The organism is uncultured Allobosea sp. (genome assembly GCF_945957345.1).
In the GTDB taxonomy this organism is placed as follows: Bacteria; Pseudomonadota; Alphaproteobacteria; order Rhizobiales; family Beijerinckiaceae; genus Allobosea.
The window spans coordinates 92,220-108,348 of record NZ_CAMFKW010000013.1 but is presented as its reverse complement, the minus strand read 5'-3'; the positions used below and the strand labels follow the sequence as shown (position 1 = coordinate 108,348).

The following is a 16,129-nucleotide window of genomic DNA, read 5'->3' as shown; positions in this document are numbered from 1 at the left end:
TCGAAGGCGAAGGCGAGCATGCCGGAACGGGCCTTGTCGGTGTCGCGCCAGATCTCGGAGCGCATCGACTGGAAGCCGTTGAGCTTGCGCTCAAGGAAAGGCGAGGACGCGAACAGGGCCGTGGAGAGCGGCTGCAACGCCAGCGAGACCCGGAGCTTGCGGACCATGTCCGCCTCGCTGGCGAAGTCGAGATTGACCTGCACGGTCGAGGTCCGGAACATCATGTCGAGGCCCATCGTGCCGACCTTCGGCATGTAGTTCGCCATGATCTTGTAGCGGCCCTTCGGCATCACCGGCGTCTCGGCGCGGGTCCAGAGCGGCGAGGCGCCCAGCGCGACGAAGCCGATATCGTGCGGGGCAGCCACCGCCTTCACGTCGGCGAGATGGGCCTGCAACTCGGCCTCCGTCTCGTGCAGCGTCGCCAGCGGCGCGCCCGACAACTCGAACTGCCCGCCCGGCTCCAGCGAGATTGCGCCGCCGCCATCCGGCCCAGCCAGGCCGATGATATGGCCGGCATCCACGATCGGCTCCCAGCCGAGCCGCTGCTGCATGCCTTCGAGCAGGGCGCGGATGCCGCCGGCACCGCCACGACCTTCATAGGGAACGGGAGCGAGATCGCTTCGGTAGAACGGGAATTTCTCGTGCTCGGTGCCGATGCGGAAGGACGAGACCGGTTTCTCGCCGGCGGCGATCCACGCAATCAGTTCGGCCTTGGAACCGATCGGGGTCGAATCGGACACGTCGCGAGCCATGGGCGCTCCGGCAGATGAGTCAGGACAACCGGCCCCCGGCACTGAGCGCGCGGAGGAAGCCGGAAGAGGATGCACAGACATAGGCGAGCGCCGGGCGCTCGACAACGACCGGGATCGTGCATTCGCGCAAAGGCGACCGGCGCTGGCGGCAGGCCTGCCGGTCCCCGCTCAAGCTCTCGGCCAGTCCCCGAGAACCGCCTGGACCAGAGCCAGCGCCGCGACCGCCGCGGTATCCGCCCGCAGGATGCGCGGGCCGAGCGAGATCGGCAGCGTGTTGGGTCGCGCACGGATCAGCATCCGCTCGGCCTCGTCGAAGCCACCTTCCGGGCCGATCAGGACAGCGAGCGGTACGGACCTATGCGCTGCCAATGCCGCGACCGGGCTCGCTTCCGCCATGCCCTCGTCGCAGAAGATCAGCAGCCGCTCCGGTGCCAGGCCCGAAAGCGCGGCTTCGAGCGGTCGCTCGGCCTCGATCGCCGGCAGGCTCAGGATGCCGCATTGCTCGGCCGCCTCGACGGCGTTGGCGCGCAGGCGATCGAGATTGAGTCGCGAAACCTGGGTGCGACGCGTCAGGACGGGCTGAAGCAGGCCCGCTCCCATCTCGACCGCTTTTTGCACCATATAGTCCAGGCGCGCGTGCTTCAGCGGAGCGAACAGGTAATGCAGGTCGGAAGCCGGCGGCTGCGGCTTCGTCTGGCGAAACAGTTCCAGGCTCGCCTGCTTGCGCCCTTCCGGCACGAGGCGCGCGAGCCATTCGCCGTCGCGGCCGTTGAAGACGAGCACCGTGCCGTCGACCCGCAAGCGCAGGACGTTCAGGAGATAATTGGCCTGCTCGCGCTCCAGCGGGAGAATCGCTGCCGGAGCGAAAGGCAAGTCGATGAAGAGCCGGTGCCGGGCGAAATCAGGGACGGACATGGGCGCAGGCGCCTCCAGAAAACGATGACAGCGTCGAGTGCGCCGTGAAAAACGCCACAATCCTCATTTAGCAGCGAGCGCTTCCCAAAAGGCCACCCATAGACTCGCAAGGGTCGTTGGCGTTAACAGCGCCTGCTGTTAAGGACGTATTTATCGATCGGCCAAGTGGGCCGGCAATCCGGAGTAAGGAAACCATGCGGCGCTGGATGGCTTCAGGTGCAATCGCGATGCTCGGTCTTGCCGTGGCTCCGTTCCTGGCGGCTGCTCCCGCAAACGCCCAGGCCTCGGGCTGCGAGCAGCTCCAGAAGCTGATCACCGAGCGCCAGTCGATCGTCTCGCGGCTTGCCGCCGCCCAGAAGGCCAAGAAGAAGATGACGCCGCAGGACGCCTGCAGCACCTTCGGCCGTCTCTCCAACAACGGCGACGCCGCGATCAAGTTTGCCAGCGCCAATCAGGACTGGTGCCAGATTCCGGCATCCTTCATCGAAGGCATGCAGGCCGACAACAAGAAGGTGGCCGGCTTCCGCACGCAGGCCTGCAATGCCGTGAAGCAGCAGGCAGCCATGCAGCGCCGCGCCCAACAGCAGCAGGCGCGCGGCGGCAGCCCGTTCGGCGGCGCCGATTCCATCACCAGCGGCGCCGGCGGCGGGATGCGCGTCCCGCAGGGCGCGCTCTGATCGACGCCCGGCGCCATGCCCGGCCCAACGCCTCCGGGGACGCTGCCGGGGCCTGACGCCCCTCTCCCCGACGCGCTCAAGGGCCATTGGGTCGACACGCGGGCGCCCCTTGCCACCCGGCCATTCCTGAAGCTCGCCCGCATCGAGCGGCCGATCGGCTGGTGGCTTCTGCTCATGCCGTGCTGGTGGGCAGCGGGGCTCGCCGCCATCGCAGCCGGCCAGCCCTACCCCAATCCCTGGCATTGCCTGCTCTTCTTCGTCGGCGCGGTGCTGATGCGCGGGGCAGGCTGCACATTCAACGACATCATCGACCGCAAACTCGATGCGGAGGTGGCCCGCACCCGCGGGCGGCCGCTGCCATCCGGGCAGGTGACGGCGAAGGCGGCCGCACTGTTCATGGTCGCGCAGGCGCTCGCCGGCCTCGTCGTGCTACTGCAATTCAACCGTTTCACGATCATCCTCGGCATCGCCTCTCTGGCGATCGTCGCGGTCTATCCGTTCATGAAGCGGATCACGAACATGCCTCAGTTCGTGCTCGGACTGGCTTTTTCCTGGGGCGGGCTGATGGGCTGGAGCGCCGTGTTCGGCCGCCTCGATCCGCCGGCCTACCTGATCTACGCCGCTTCCATCGCCTGGACGGTCGGCTACGACACGATCTACGCAATGCAGGATCTGGAAGACGACGTCATCGCCGGCATCCGGTCGAGCGCGCGCTATTTCGGCGATCACACACGCGAGGCGGTGGCCCTCTGCTTCGCGCTGGCGGCGGTCCTTACCGGAATTGCGATCTGGCTGGTCCATGGTGGGCCCGTCGCCTGGCTCGGCTTCGCGGCCTTCGCCCTGCATCTCGGGCGGCAAGTCACGCGCATCAACGGCGCGACCGCCCCCGAAGCGCTCAGGATCTTCCGGTCGAACCGCGATGCCGGCCTGCTTCTGGCAGCCGGGCTCGCGCTCGATGCGATGAGCCGCGGCTGGCTTTAGAGGATCAGTCCGTCATCCGCTCGCCGCTGACGATCACCGGCAGTTCGGCGAGGCGGCCGGTCTTGCGGCGGGTCAGGAAGCGCGGGCGGCGGCCATTGAGCAGGCCGTGGCGGCGGCGGATACGAACCGCGCCGAGCGCGACCCGGCCGATCTGCGGATAGGGCTCGCTGACCACGCCGTCGGCAGCCTCGAGCAGGAGCGGCAATCCGCTGCTCCGGCCGAAATCCCGCCAGAGCGCGACAGCGTCTTCCTGATCGACTGAGGCGACCACGATGGAGCGCCCGTCGCCGGCCGTCAAAGCCAGCTCGAAACGTTCGTCGTCGCCGGCCGGATTGGCCAGACGCAGCGCGACGCCGCGCCATTTGGCGGTACCGCGCAGGATCCGCACGGAACCGACGCGCTCAATCGCCGGAGCGACCGGCCGGGCCGGCATCGGGTTGCGGGAAACGATCGCTGTGGTTGTCGGACCGCCGGAGAGAACAGGCACAAAACCGCTCTCTCCGGCGGCCGGCGTGACGCTGGCCATCGGTTGTAACGCCTCTCTGTAATCCCTGCTGCAACGGAGCCCTCTGTCGATGCCGGGGCTCTCGTGCTTGCCTTGCGAGGATGGCCGCCAGCCGTGTCCGAGCGCTTAAGGGGTTGGGTTAAAGGAAGATGATTCCGCCCCAATCCGACCCGAAATGGCCGGTTTCCGGCCGGATGCTTGACGGAATCTTTCGATCCGTGGCCGCATTTTCGGCTTGAAACAGCGACTTTCGCGGCCGATAGGAAAGCCATGAACGCCACCACGCTACCGATCGCGGCCGAGCTGCTGAAGACCGTCGGCGAAAGCTGTCTCGAAGCCGGCACGATCGCGCTCGACCTGTTCCGGCCCGGTGCGGCGACCGCAGCACGGACCTGGTCGAAGAGCGGCGGCTCGCCCGTCACCGAAGCCGATATCGGCGTCGACACCTTCCTGCGCATCCGCCTGTCCGAACTGCTGCCGGAAGCCGCCTGGCTTTCCGAAGAGACGGTCGACGACGCCCAGCGGCTGTCGCACCGCTATGTCTGGGTCGTCGACCCGATCGACGGCACGCGCGCCTTCATGCAGGGCTCGCCGGACTGGGCCGTCTGCGTCGCGCTGCTCGACCAGGGCCTACCCGTCCTGGGCATCGTCCATGCGCCGGCCTGCAACGCTACCTATCGCGCGCTCGCCGGCAGCGGCGCGACGCTCAATGGCGAGGCCATCCGGACCTCTCCCGCAACGAGCCTCACTGGCGCGCGCATCGCCGGCCCCAAGCCGATGCTCGACGCGCTCGCGCAGTTCGAAAACTTCGAGGCGGTCGGCCGGATACCGTCGCTGGCGCTGCGGCTGACGCGCATCGCCGACGGCACGATCGATGCCGGACTGATCTCGCCGGATGCCCGCGACTGGGACCTGGCGGCCGCCGATCTCGTGCTGAGCGAAGCCGGCGGACGGCTGACGGATGGTGAGGGCCGCCCCGTCATCTATAATCGCGAAGTGCCGGTCCATGGCATGCTTGCGGCGAGCAACGGCAAGCTCGCAGCACCGTTGCAGGCTGCGATCGAGCGGCTGCGCGACGGACGGACGCAGCCCGCCTGACGATTTTTTTCATCGCTTCCGGCGCGGCCCGCTCGCTTGGGCCGCCGGGATGGCTTATGGGGGCGCCACGTCCCTCGCAGGAGAGTTCTATGAGCAACGAGCCGGAACAGAAGCAGCTTCTTCACCTCGTGCTGGGCGGCGAACTCGCCTCGCTCGACGGCATCACCTTCAAGGACCTGTCGAAGCTGGATATCGTTGGCGTCTTCCCGAACTACGCCACCGCCCACACGGCCTGGAAGGCCAAGGCCCAGCAGACCGTCGACCAGGCGCAGACGCGCTATTTCATCGTCCATCTTCACCGGTTGCTCGATCCCGAGACCGCCAAGGCCTGAGCCGGGACGAGCTTAGAACGACAGGACTCGACGACAGGACCCATGGGTTTTTCGATCCTCAAGACGCGCGTGGCGCAGGAAACGCTCGGCCGCCTGCTTGCCGGCTACCTGCGCCTCGTCCAGCGCACGAACCGGATCGTCTTCGAACCCGCCGACATCTACGACCATGTCCGGCCTGAACTGCCGGTCATCTTCGCGATGTGGCACGGCCAGCACATCATGATCCCCTTCGCGAGGCCTGACTGGATGCCGGCCTGCTCGCTGGTCTCGCGCCATGGCGATGGCGGTTTCAATGCGGTCGCGCTGCGCGAGCTCGGCATCGGAGCGATCCGGGGCTCGGGCGCGCTCGGCAAGAAGATCCGAGAGAAGGGCGGCGCCAGCGCCTTCCTCGCCATGGTCCGGCGCCTTGCAGCCGGCGATACCATGGTGCTGACCGCAGATGTGCCGAAGCGGGCCCGTGTCGTCGGCCCCGGCATCATTTCGCTGGCGCGGGCGTCAGGCCGGCCCATCCGCGCGGTCGCGGTGGTGACGAGCCGCCGCATCGATTTCAATAGCTGGGACCGCGCGTCGATCGGTCTGCCCTTCGGGCGCTGCGCCATCGTGGTCGGCGAGCCGATCCTGGTGGCGCGCGATGCCGATGAGGCGACCCAGGAAGCCGCGCGCCTCGCGCTCCAGGCCAGTCTCGACGATGTCCATGCCCGCGGCTATGCGCTCGTCGGCAGCCGCGACCCGGGCGCCGGCCTACGCGACAAGCAGCAAGCTGCCGCCGGAGCGCCGGCATGAGCGGCAAGGGCGCGATCCTCCGCAGCTATCGCTATGCGACATCCCTGCTGGAGCCGGCAGCTGCCGGGCTCCTGCTGTGGCGCAAGCGGCGCGGCAAGGAAGATCCCGAGCGCCTTGCCGAGCGGCGCGGCCACGCCAGCATCAAACGACCGAACAAGCCGCTGATCTGGCTGCACGGCGCCAGCGTCGGCGAGACTGTGACCCTGCTGCCTCTGATCGCCAGGTTGCAGAAGCGCGGCTTCGCCGTGCTGGTGACCTCGGGCACGGTCACCTCGGCCAAGCTGATGGCGGCGCGGCTGCCGGGCGGCGTGATCCACCAATATATTCCGCTCGACGTGCCGCGCTACATGCGCCGCTTCATGGATCACTGGCAGCCGGATCTGTGCCTGATCTGCGAGTCTGAAATCTGGCCGAACCTGCTGATCGAGGCACAGCGCCGCGATATCCCCGTCGTGATGGTCAACGGCCGGATGTCGGAGCGCTCCTTCGCGCGCTGGTACAAGACGCCGAAGACCTCGCGCTTTCTGCTCTCCTGCTTCGAGGCCTGCCTCGCGCAGTCGCAAGGCGATGCCGAGCGGCTGGCCCAGCTCGGTGCGCCGCGCGTCAGCGTCGCCGGCAATCTGAAATTCGACGTGCCCGCCCCGCCCGCCGATTCCGATACGCTCGCGATCCTCGACGGTCAGACGACCGGCCGCCCGGTCTGGATCGCCGCAAGCACGCATCCGGGCGAGGACGAGTTGGTGCTCGCCGCCCATCTCGCGATCAAGCCCTATCTGCCGAAGCTGCTCACCATCATCGCGCCACGCCACCCGCAGCGCGGCCCGGAGATCGAGGCGCTGGTGGAGGCAAACGACGTCCCGGTCTCGCGCCGGGCGGCGGGGGGAAGCCCGGACCGGGCCGTGGACCTCTACATCGCCGATACCGTCAACGAGCTCGGGTTGTTCTACCGTCTGTCGCAGGTCGCCTTCCTCGGCGGCTCGCTGGTCGAGGGGATCGGCGGGCACAACCCGATCGAGCCGGCCAAACTCGGCTGCGCCCTCCTGCACGGGCCGCATGTCCATAACGCCACCGAGATCTTCGCCGCGTTCGATCGCGACGGCGGCTCGCGCGAGGTCGCCGATGCGCAGGCGCTGGCCGGCGCGGTCCATCGCTGGCTGAACAACCCGGCCGAAGCCCGGCAGGCGGCGCGCGCCGCCGCACAGACCGCGGCCGAGCTCGGCGGCGCGCTGCACCGCACGTTGCACGCCATCGAGCCCCTGCTGATGCGGGTCGCGATCGGCCAACGCGACAGCGCGTCCTGATGCCACGCGCCCCGCGCTTCTGGTGGCGGGAGACACCCACGCTGCTCGCCCGGCTGCTCCAGCCGCTCGGCTTCCTCTATGGCCGGATCACCTTGCGGCGGATGCGCCAGCCTGGAACCGATGCCGGCCTGCCGGTGATCTGCGTCGGCAATTTCATCGCCGGTGGCGCCGGCAAGACACCGACGGCGATCGCAATCACCCGCCTGCTCGCGGAACGGGGCGAGAAGCCCTTCGTGCTGATGCGCGGCTATGGCGGCCGGCTCGCTGGCCCCGTCGAGGTCGATCCCGACCGGCATCGCGCCGCCGATGTCGGCGACGAGCCGCTCTTGATGGCGCGCCATGCCCGCACCGTCATCGCCCGTGACCGGGTGGCCGGCGCAAGGCTCGCGCGCGGCCTCGGCGCCAGTGTCGTCGTGATGGATGACGGGCTGCAGAACCCGTCGCTGCTTAAGCAGCTCAAGCTCGCGGTGGTCGACGGCTCAAGCGGCGCCGGCAACGGGCTGTGCCTGCCGGCCGGCCCCTTGCGCGCGCCGCTCGTCGATCAGATGGGGGAAGTTGACGCCATCGTCTTGATCGGCCGGGGAGATGCGGGCGAACGCGTTGCCGCCGTTGCCAGGGCGCTGAAGAAGCCCGTTCTTACAGCCATCCTGAAGCCTGCGGACGCCGCCGCCGCACAGTTGCGCGGACAGAAGGTCGTGGCGCTGTCAGGAATCGGCCGCCCGGAGAAGTTCAAGGAGACACTGCGCGGCATTGGAGCAGCCGTCATCGCCGAACAGGCTCATGGCGATCACCACGCCTATGGGCAGGATAATGTCGCCGCTGCACTCGCAGCAGCACGCGAGCATGGGGCGCTGGTCGTGACGACGGAGAAGGACTGGACCAAGCTCGCGCCGCTCTGGCCCGAGGATGCACGCGGGTCTCTGGTCGTGGTGCCGGTGTCGCTGGTCTTCACGGAGCCTGCCGCGATCAACCGGCTGCTTTCAGCCCTCACCAACGCCGGCTGAGAGCGGCCTTCCGTCAGGCGCGGCCGGCCCGGCGTAGCCTCAGCAGCGCGGCTTCCGACGAGGCATAGGCCTCCTGCCATTCGATCGACCAGTAGCGGAGATCGTCGAGGCGGATCGGCGCACCGGTCACCGCGCAGCGCACGAAGGCACCGGGCTTGACGACGCGGAACTCCCCGGGGCCGTAATCGACGACGGCTTCAGGGCCATGAGGCGGAAGGCGCTCGCTGATATTCATCAAAATTGCATCAAATCATTGATCGGGAAACGGAAAGCCGGGATAGTCCGAGGTTTGTGATAACCTTCTGGTCGGCGATGTCCAGTCTTCAGCGCCTCGTGGCGTTTCTGATGAGCCTTGCGCTGCTCGCAGCGCCAGCCGCCCATGCTGGCGGCTACGAGCGTGTCGTCATTCCCAGCGAGCAGGGACCGCTGACCGGCGTCTTCTATCTGCCGGCCGGCCAAGGGCCTTTCCCGGCCGTGATCGCCCTGCATGGTTGCGGGGGCTTGTGGCGCGAGCAAGGCCAACTTTCGATGCGACATGCCGATTGGGGAGAGCGGCTCGCCGGCGCCGGCTTCGCAGTGCTGATGCCGGACAGCTATGGCTCGCGCGGGCTCGGCTCGCAATGCGGCGTGAAGGACCTGACCGTGCGGGCCGGGCGCGAGCGCGTCGCCGATGCTGTGGCGGCGCGGATCTGGCTGCAGCAGCGCAACAATATCAAGCGCGATTCAATCTCCCTGCTCGGCTGGTCGAGCGGCGGCCTGACCGTGCTGACCGCGATCCGCAAGGAACAGGCCCCGACCGACGGCAAGCCGGATTTCAAGCGCGCTGCTGCCTTCTATCCCGCCTGCCGCAGCCAATCCGAATCGCCGAGCTTCTCCGCCCGCATTCCGCTGTTGATCCTGATGGGCGAGGCGGACGATTGGACGCCGGCAGCCCCCTGCAGCCACCTCGCCAAGGCCGCGCAGGCACGCGGCGAGCAGGTCGGGCTCGTGCTCTATCCCGGCGCACTGCATGATTTCGACCATCCGCGCTTGGAGGTGAAGGAGCGCGACAACATCGCATATTCTGCCAGCGGCACCGGCAAGGTCACGGTCGGCACCAATATGGCAGCGCGCGAGGACGCGCTGAAACGGATCAAGGCCTTCCTGACCGCACCCTAGATCACCGCGCGTCCGATAGGACGCGATAACGGTGATCGATCTATTTGTTATCGCATCGGACCGAAAAGTGGATTTCACTTTTCGGTCCGATGCTGTGAACCTTCAGAACAGATCGCCCTGCGTTCCCGGCGTCGGCGTCTTGCGGACGGGACGCGGCGCAGGCGTTTTCGCCCCGCCAGCCTCGCCGCCCGAGACCGTGACGCCGAAGCTGCCATCGGCGAGCTGGACCGAGAGCGCCCTACCCGGCTGAGCCGCCTCGACGCTGCGCACCAGAGCGCCGGCCTCGTCGCGGATCAGGGCATAACCGCGGGAGAGTACGGCCTCCGGCCCGAGCGAGCGGATCAATGCCCAGAGCGAGGCGAGCCGGTCGGCGCGGCGATGCAGCGCCTGACCGAAGGCGCGCTCGGCACGCTCGGCCAGTACCGTACCGCGCTCCCGGCGCAGGACCAGGCTCTGGCCGAAGGCATTGCGCGCCCGCGTCTCCAGCGTCGCGAGGCGGTCGCGGGCATTGGCGATCCGGGTGCGCTCGCCGGCAACGGCATTGCCTCTGGCGGCTGCGAGCGCGCGCCCGAAACCGTCGAGCTGCGTGCGTAGACGAACAAGCGCGAGTCGCGGCGAACGGGCGTCCAGCCGACGCGAGAGAGCCTGCAAGGCCTGCTCATGGGCACGCGCATTACGAGCCAGAGCAGGCGCCAGCCGCGTCGCCGCAAGATCGAGCCGCTGACGCGGGCCGGAGAGCACCGCCTCCGGTCCCGGCAAGGCGCGGGCGAGAGCGCGCAGATCGCTACGGCGCCGGTCCGAGAGGCGAAGCATCGCACCGGCATGGCGACGCGCGAGATCGGCGACGAAGCCCATCAGTTCCGCGCGCACCGGCACGACCTTCTCGGCCGCGCCGGTCGGCGTTGGCGCGCGCAGGTCGGCGGCGTGATCGATCAAGGTCCAGTCGGTCTCGTGGCCGACGGCGGAGACCAGCGGTATCTCCGAGGCCGCTGCGGCACGGACCACGATCTCCTCGTTGAAGCTCATCAGATCTTCGAGCGAGCCGCCGCCGCGCGCAACGATGATGACGTCCGGCCGCGGGATGCGCCCGCCCTGAGGCAAGGCGTTGAAGCCTGCTATGGCGTTGGCGACCTCGGCCGCGCTGGTCTCGCCCTGCACACGCACCGGCCAGACGAGGACATGACGGGGAAAGCGGTCCTCAAGGCGATGCAGGATGTCGCGGATGACAGCGCCGGTCGGCGAGGTCACGACACCGATGACCGAGGGCAGATAGGGGATGAGCTGCTTGCGTTCCTCGGCGAAGAGCCCCTCGGCTGCGAGACGCTTGCGGCGCTCCTCCAGCAGCGCCATCAGCGCGCCGGCCCCGGCCAGCTCCAGCGAATCGATGACGATCTGGTAGCTCGACTTGCCCGCGAAGGTGGTGATCTTGCCGGTCGCGACGACCTCCAGCCCTTCCTGCGGACGCGTCTTCAGGCGACCGAAGACGCCCTTCCAGATCACCGCGTCGATCTTGGCGTTGGTGTCCTTCAGCGAGAAATAGACATGGCCGGAGGCGACCGGGCCGCGATAGCCGGAAATCTCGCCGCGCACGCGCACGAAGCCGAAATTATCCTCGATCGTGCGCTTCAGCGCGCCGGAAAGGTCAGAGACGCTCCACTCGGGCGCATTGCCGGTCGACTGCTGCGATTCGCTGGTCATCGGCGGACCATAGCCGGCCGGACGATACAGCAGAAGCGTTGCCCGCCGGGCGCTGTGCCGCTATTGCGCCCGTGACGGAGCGGAGAGCGCAATGAAAATTCTTCTGATCGGTTCGGGCGGCCGCGAGCATGCGCTCGCCTGGGCGATTTCGGCCTCGCCGCTCTGCGACACACTGTTCATCGCGCCGGGCAATCCCGGCACGGCCCATTGCGGCGAGAATGTCGTGGTCGATATCGCCGACCATGCCGCGGTCGTGGCGTTCTGCCGGCTGCAGGGCATCCACCTCGTCGTCGTCGGGCCGGAGGGGCCGCTCGTCGCCGGCATCGCCGACGATCTCCGGGCGGCAGGGATCAAGGTGTTCGGACCGTCGAAGGCGGCGGCCCAGCTTGAGGGCTCGAAGGGCTTCACCAAGGAACTCTGCGCCGAGTTCGGCATCCCGACAGCCGGCTTCGGCCGCTTCAGTGATGCCGCTTCCGCCAAGGCCTATGTGGCGAGCCAAGGCGCGCCGATCGTGATCAAGGCCGACGGGCTCGCCGCCGGCAAGGGCGTGATCATGGCGCAGACGCTGGACGAGGCGAACGAGGCCATCGACATGATGTTCTCGGGTAGCTTCGGCGCCGCCGGGGCCGAAGTCGTGGTCGAGGAATGGATGGTCGGCGAGGAAGCCAGCTTCTTCGCGCTCTGCGACGGCACGCATGCGCTGGCGCTCGCCTCGGCGCAGGACCACAAGCGCGTCGGCGACGGCGATACCGGCCCGAATACCGGCGGCATGGGCGCCTATTCGCCAGCCCCCGTGATGACGCCCACGCTGACCGAGCGCGTCATGGCCGAGATCATCCGGCCGACGCTCGCCGGCATGGCCAAGCGCGGCACACCGTTCCAGGGCGTGCTCTTCGCCGGATTGATGATCACGGCGCAGGGGCCGAAGCTGATCGAATACAACACCCGCTTCGGCGATCCCGAATGCGAAGTGCTGATGCCGCGCCTCAAGAGCGACATCGTGCCGGCTCTGCTTGCCGCCTGCGACGGCGTGCTCGACCGGGTCGACCTGCGCTGGCGCGACGAGGCAGCTCTGACCGTCGTGCTCGCAGCGAAGGGCTATCCCGCCAAGCCGGAGACCGGCAGCGTCATCCAGGGCGTCGAGAAGGCGGAGGCACTGGATGAAGTGCTCGTCTTCCATGCCGGCACGAAGCTCTCGAACGGCGATCTCGTGGCTAATGGCGGGCGCGTGCTCAATGTCGTCGCACTCGGCAAGAGCGTCGGCGAGGCACAGGCGCGCGCCTATGAGGCGGTCGACAAGATCGACTGGCCCGGGGGCTTCTGCCGCCGCGATATCGGCTGGCAGGCGGTGAAGCGCGAGCAAGGCTGACAGGATCGTCGGCGCGGGGCACAACACCAACCGAATGCAATATTCGTTCGGTGTTGTGATTTCTCTCGCATCGACTTCAGCCGAAAACCGGTTCCCACTTTTCGGGTCGATGCCTATGCTGCCGCGCATGGCGAACATCGACAGTCTCTTCCCCGGCTTCAAGGCGCACTGGATCGACGGACCGGTCGGCAAGATCTTCGCGCGCGTCGGCGGCGAAGGCCCGCCGCTGGTGCTGATCCACGGCTTCCCGCAGACCCATGCCGAATGGCACCGGCTGGCGCCGGAACTGGCCAAGACGCACACCGTCGTCTGCCCTGACCTCCGCGGCTATGGCTGGTCGGCGGCACCGCATGGCGATGGCGGCCAAGAGACCTACACCAAGCGCGGCATGGGCGAGGATATCGTCGCGGTGATGCAGGCGCTCGGCCATATCCGCTTCGGCGTGATCGGCCATGATCGCGGTGCGCGCGTCGCCTATCGCCTTGCACTCGACCATCCCGGCCGCGTCGAGCGGCTCGTCCTGCTCGACATTCTGCCGACCGTCTCGATGTGGGAGGGCATGAACGCCGCCCGCGCCATGCAGGTCTATCACTGGACCTTTCTGGCACAGCCCGAGCCGACCCCGGAAAACCTGCTCAAGGCCGACCCGGTCGGCTGGCTCGACCGCACCATCGCAAGCTGGAGCCTGGCGAAGACTCTCGACCTGTTCGACCCGCTTGCGATGCAGTCCTATGCGGAATCCTTCAGCGATCCCTCGCGCACCCATGCGGCCTGCGAGGATTATCGCGCCGGTGCCACCACCGATATCGAGTACGACAAGGCCGATCTCGCCGCGAACAAGCGCATCCTCTGCCCGACGTTGGTGCTCTGGGGCGAGGCCGGCATTCCGGCCAAGGGCGCAAGCCCGCTCGAGATTTGGCGCGAGACCTTCGCACCGCAAGCCGAAGGGCAAGCGATCGACAGCGGCCACTTCCTCCCGGAAGAGAACCCGCAGGCGACGCTCGCCGCGCTGAAGCCGTTTCTGGCTCGGGCTGTGGCCTGAGCCAGAAACGAGACCAAAGGCATGCCGGGTTCCCGCACCGCCAAATCCGACCAAACCAGCGCGCCCGAAATCGCGCTCGTGCTCGGCGCGGGCGGAGCGCGCGGTTTAAGCCACATCGCCGTTCTGGAGGCTTTCGACGAGCTTGGGCTGAAGCCCACGCGCATCTCCGGCTGCTCGATCGGCGCTATCATTGCTGCGGCCTATGCCGCCGGGCTCTCCGGCCGGGAGCTACGTGAGCATGTGCTGGCAATATTTCGCGACCGGGCGCGGGTGATCGCACGCTTGCTCGATTGCCGCGTCGGCAAGCTCGCCGATCTCGTGCGCGGGCTCGGCAATCCCGTGCTGATCGACGGCGAAAGGCTACTCGACCTGTTCTGGCCGGAAGCCGTGCCAGACCGGTTCGAGGAGCTGGCGATCCCGTTCACAGCGGTTGCCGCGGACTACCACCGCCACGTCGCGGTCGCGCTGCATGATGGACCGCTGACGCCGGCCGTCGCTGCCTCGCTCGCCATTCCCGGCCTTGTGCGCCCGGTCGCACTCGGCGGGCGCGTGCTGATCGATGGCGGCGCGATCGATCCCCTGCCCTATCGGGATTGGCTGGCGCCGGGCCGCATCGTCCTCGCGGTCGATGTCAGCGCGCCGATGACCGAGCCTGGCGAGGCGCGCATTCCCGGCGCGATGGAGGCGCTGGTCGGTGCCTCGCAGATCCTGACGCGGACACTGGTCCAGCGCCTGATCGAGCAGGAGCCGCCGGACATCCTGATCCGGGCCGGCGCCGACGGCATCGGCGGGCTCGACTTCTTCAAGGCCAAGGCGATCCTCGCAGCAGCCGAGCCGATCAAGGACGAGGTCAAGCGAGCGCTGGAGCGCGCTCTCGAACAGCAGGACTGACCGGCTCCGGCGTATCGCAGCGGAAGCCGGGGAGCGCGGCTTCCAGCATCCCTCGCCCCTCCTCGGTCAGGATCACGGCGCGGCTGTCCTTGCGGCGGCGCACCCAATCCATTTCGAAGCAGCGGCAGGCGAGCGACGCCGCGAGATGGCCCGCCAGATGTGGCCGGCGCTCGCTCCAGTCGAGACAGGGCCGCAAGGCGGCACGGCGGCTCCTGGCGGTAGCGTCGGGATCGAGGCCCAGCGCCCCGAAGATCGCCTTGCCCGAGGCAGTCAGCGCATAGCCGCCCTCGCTCGCAGCAAGATGGCCACCGGCCATCAAGGCGTCGTGGATGCCGATACCGAGCCGGCCGGCGAAATGGTCGTAGCAGGTGCGGGCCTGGCTCAGTTCCGCGCCGACGCGGGACGGCAGGCGCCGGCTGGTGCCCTCAAGATTAGCCAGCACCATCAGGCCTTCGAGCGCGGTCGCGACCTCCGGCCCGGCCAGCCGGTAATAGCGGTGGCGCCCTTGCACGGCGACATCGATCAGGTTGCCCTGCATCAGCTTGGCGAGGTGGCCGCTCGCCGTCTGCGGCGCGACGCCGGCGATCCAGGCGAGTTCCTTGGCCGTCAGCGCGCGGCCATCCATCAGCGCGTGCAGCATGTTGGCGCGGGCCGGATCCCCCATCAGATGGGCGATCTCCGCGAGATAGGGACCTTGCGTGCTCATGCCGACATGATGCTCCATCCCGCCATCGCCGCAAGCGGGAACGCTACGGCGACCGCCGTAGCATCGGGTCGCGACAGCCGCCGTCAGCGATGCCACAAGCGAGGCATGGACAACACGACTCTCCTCCTCTTCATCACCGCGACCTTCGTGCTCGCCGGCTTCGTCAAGGGTGTGATCGGGCTGGGATTGCCGACCATCGCGGTCGGCATCCTCGGCGTGGTCATGGCCCCGGCGCAGGCGGCGGCGCTCCTGGTCGTACCCAACCTCGTCACCAATGGCTGGCAGATCGCGACCGGGCCGAAACTGCTGTCTACCTTGCACCGGCTCTGGCCAATGCTCGCCACGATCTGCCTGGGCACCTGGGCCGGAGCCGGGCTATTGCAGCAGCAGAAGGGTGGCAGCGCCACGCTCTGGCTGGGCGCGGCACTCATCCTCTATGCGCTGGTCGGACTCAAGGCGGCGAAGCTGCGCGTGCCCGCGCGTTGGGAAGGCTGGCTCGGCCCCGTCGTCGGTTTCACCACCGGTGTGGTCACGGCTGCGACCGGCGTGTTCGTGCTGCCGGCCGTGCCCTATCTGCAGGCGCTCGGCTTCGACAAGGACGAGCTGGTGCAGGCGCTCGGCATCTCCTTCATCGTCTCGACGCTGGCGCTCTCCTTCGGCCTGATCGGGGCCGGCGCTCTCAACGGCACCGTCGCCTGGCAGTCGCTGCTCGCTCTGGTACCGGCCCTGATCGGCATGGGCGGTGGGCAGTTCATCCGCAGCCGCATCTCGCCCGCGACCTTCAAGATCTGCTTCTTCGCCGGGCTGCTGGCTTTGGGCGCCTATCTCTGCTGGCGCAGCCTCGGCTGATGGTCCGGCCCTTGCTTGGGCAAGCGGGGCGGCATCGCCGGGCTTAACCAAGCGTTCACCATACGGGC

The 16,129-nt window shown here is 68.2% G+C and carries 18 protein-coding genes; 12 read left to right on the top strand and 6 right to left on the bottom strand.

What is annotated here, in order from left to right:
* Positions 1-752: glutamate-cysteine ligase family protein (locus Q0Q36_RS09100; protein ID WP_293797500.1), on the bottom strand; the 752-nt coding region annotated here is incomplete at its 3' end.
* 168 nt (positions 753-920) lie between these two features.
* Positions 921-1,667: a 16S rRNA (uracil(1498)-N(3))-methyltransferase gene (locus tag Q0Q36_RS09095; protein ID WP_293797499.1), complete on the bottom strand. Its 747-nt coding sequence runs from the start codon at positions 1,665-1,667 to the stop codon at positions 921-923.
* Between the two features lie 206 nt (positions 1,668-1,873).
* Between Q0Q36_RS09095 and Q0Q36_RS09090 the strand changes: the two genes are divergently transcribed.
* Both Q0Q36_RS09090 and ubiA read left to right on the top strand, forming a co-directional pair.
* On the top strand, positions 1,874-2,344 hold the full coding sequence (locus Q0Q36_RS09090; RefSeq protein ID WP_293797497.1) for a hypothetical protein: 471 nt from the start codon (positions 1,874-1,876) through the stop codon (positions 2,342-2,344).
* 15 nt (positions 2,345-2,359) lie between these two features.
* Complete coding sequence (gene ubiA, locus Q0Q36_RS09085) at positions 2,360-3,325, top strand: 4-hydroxybenzoate octaprenyltransferase (RefSeq protein ID WP_293797495.1); 966 nt, start codon at positions 2,360-2,362, stop codon at positions 3,323-3,325.
* Positions 3,326-3,329: 4 nt separating this feature from the next.
* Here ubiA and Q0Q36_RS09080 read toward each other — a convergent pair whose 3' ends face one another.
* Positions 3,330-3,851 (bottom strand): DUF6101 family protein, encoded by a 522-nt coding sequence (locus Q0Q36_RS09080; protein ID WP_293797494.1) that lies wholly within the window; start codon positions 3,849-3,851, stop codon positions 3,330-3,332.
* A 249-nt stretch (positions 3,852-4,100) separates the two neighbouring features.
* On the opposite strand from Q0Q36_RS09080, the gene Q0Q36_RS09075 reads away from it, so the two are divergent.
* The 5 genes from Q0Q36_RS09075 to lpxK all read left to right on the top strand — a co-directional run bounded on the left by Q0Q36_RS09075 (position 4,101) and on the right by lpxK (position 8,348).
* The gene (locus Q0Q36_RS09075; RefSeq protein WP_293797493.1) at positions 4,101-4,928 is read left to right on the top strand and encodes a 3'(2'),5'-bisphosphate nucleotidase CysQ; all 828 of its coding nucleotides are present in this window, start codon (positions 4,101-4,103) and stop codon (positions 4,926-4,928) included.
* Positions 4,929-5,017: 89 nt separating this feature from the next.
* On the top strand, positions 5,018-5,260 hold the full coding sequence (locus Q0Q36_RS09070; RefSeq protein ID WP_293797490.1) for a DUF4170 domain-containing protein: 243 nt from the start codon (positions 5,018-5,020) through the stop codon (positions 5,258-5,260).
* Positions 5,261-5,302: 42 nt separating this feature from the next.
* Positions 5,303-6,043: a lysophospholipid acyltransferase family protein gene (locus Q0Q36_RS09065; protein ID WP_293797488.1), complete on the top strand. Its 741-nt coding sequence runs from the start codon at positions 5,303-5,305 to the stop codon at positions 6,041-6,043.
* Positions 6,040-7,344, top strand: a complete 1,305-nt coding sequence (locus Q0Q36_RS09060) for a 3-deoxy-D-manno-octulosonic acid transferase (protein ID WP_293797485.1) — start codon at positions 6,040-6,042, stop codon at positions 7,342-7,344. Before Q0Q36_RS09065 ends, Q0Q36_RS09060 begins: the two co-directional genes overlap by 4 nt.
* On the top strand, positions 7,344-8,348 hold the full coding sequence (lpxK, locus tag Q0Q36_RS09055; RefSeq protein ID WP_293797484.1) for a tetraacyldisaccharide 4'-kinase: 1,005 nt from the start codon (positions 7,344-7,346) through the stop codon (positions 8,346-8,348). The genes Q0Q36_RS09060 and lpxK overlap by 1 nt, the downstream gene beginning before the upstream one ends.
* A 13-nt stretch (positions 8,349-8,361) precedes the next feature.
* Here lpxK and Q0Q36_RS09050 read toward each other — a convergent pair whose 3' ends face one another.
* Positions 8,362-8,583, bottom strand: a complete 222-nt coding sequence (locus Q0Q36_RS09050; RefSeq protein ID WP_061964934.1) for a DUF2093 domain-containing protein — start codon at positions 8,581-8,583, stop codon at positions 8,362-8,364.
* 110 nt (positions 8,584-8,693) lie between these two features.
* On the opposite strand from Q0Q36_RS09050, the gene Q0Q36_RS09045 reads away from it, so the two are divergent.
* Positions 8,694-9,506 carry a dienelactone hydrolase family protein gene (locus tag Q0Q36_RS09045; protein WP_293797481.1) on the top strand — a complete coding sequence of 271 codons (813 nt, stop codon included), beginning with the start codon at positions 8,694-8,696 and terminating at the stop codon, positions 9,504-9,506.
* A 102-nt stretch (positions 9,507-9,608) separates the two neighbouring features.
* On the opposite strand, the gene xseA is transcribed toward Q0Q36_RS09045, so the two are convergent.
* Positions 9,609-11,204, bottom strand: coding sequence for an exodeoxyribonuclease VII large subunit (xseA, locus tag Q0Q36_RS09040; RefSeq protein ID WP_293797480.1), 1,596 nt, complete (start codon positions 11,202-11,204; stop codon positions 9,609-9,611).
* A 91-nt stretch (positions 11,205-11,295) separates the two neighbouring features.
* On the opposite strand from xseA, the gene purD reads away from it, so the two are divergent.
* The 3 genes from purD to Q0Q36_RS09025 all read left to right on the top strand — a co-directional run bounded on the left by purD (position 11,296) and on the right by Q0Q36_RS09025 (position 14,506).
* Complete coding sequence (purD, locus tag Q0Q36_RS09035) at positions 11,296-12,573, top strand: phosphoribosylamine--glycine ligase (RefSeq protein ID WP_293797479.1); 1,278 nt, start codon at positions 11,296-11,298, stop codon at positions 12,571-12,573.
* Between the two features lie 127 nt (positions 12,574-12,700).
* Complete coding sequence (locus Q0Q36_RS09030; RefSeq protein ID WP_293797477.1) at positions 12,701-13,615, top strand: alpha/beta hydrolase; 915 nt, start codon at positions 12,701-12,703, stop codon at positions 13,613-13,615.
* A 21-nt stretch (positions 13,616-13,636) separates the two neighbouring features.
* Positions 13,637-14,506 (top strand): patatin-like phospholipase family protein, encoded by an 870-nt coding sequence (locus tag Q0Q36_RS09025; protein WP_293797475.1) that lies wholly within the window; start codon positions 13,637-13,639, stop codon positions 14,504-14,506.
* On the opposite strand, the gene Q0Q36_RS09020 is transcribed toward Q0Q36_RS09025, so the two are convergent.
* On the bottom strand, positions 14,466-15,212 hold the full coding sequence (locus Q0Q36_RS09020; RefSeq protein ID WP_293797473.1) for a helix-turn-helix transcriptional regulator: 747 nt from the start codon (positions 15,210-15,212) through the stop codon (positions 14,466-14,468). The two genes, Q0Q36_RS09025 and Q0Q36_RS09020, sit on opposite strands and share 41 nt — an antisense overlap.
* Positions 15,213-15,317: 105 nt before the next feature.
* Between Q0Q36_RS09020 and Q0Q36_RS09015 the strand changes: the two genes are divergently transcribed.
* Complete coding sequence (locus Q0Q36_RS09015) at positions 15,318-16,061, top strand: sulfite exporter TauE/SafE family protein (protein ID WP_293797471.1); 744 nt, start codon at positions 15,318-15,320, stop codon at positions 16,059-16,061.
* Positions 16,062-16,129: the final 68 nt, after the last annotated feature.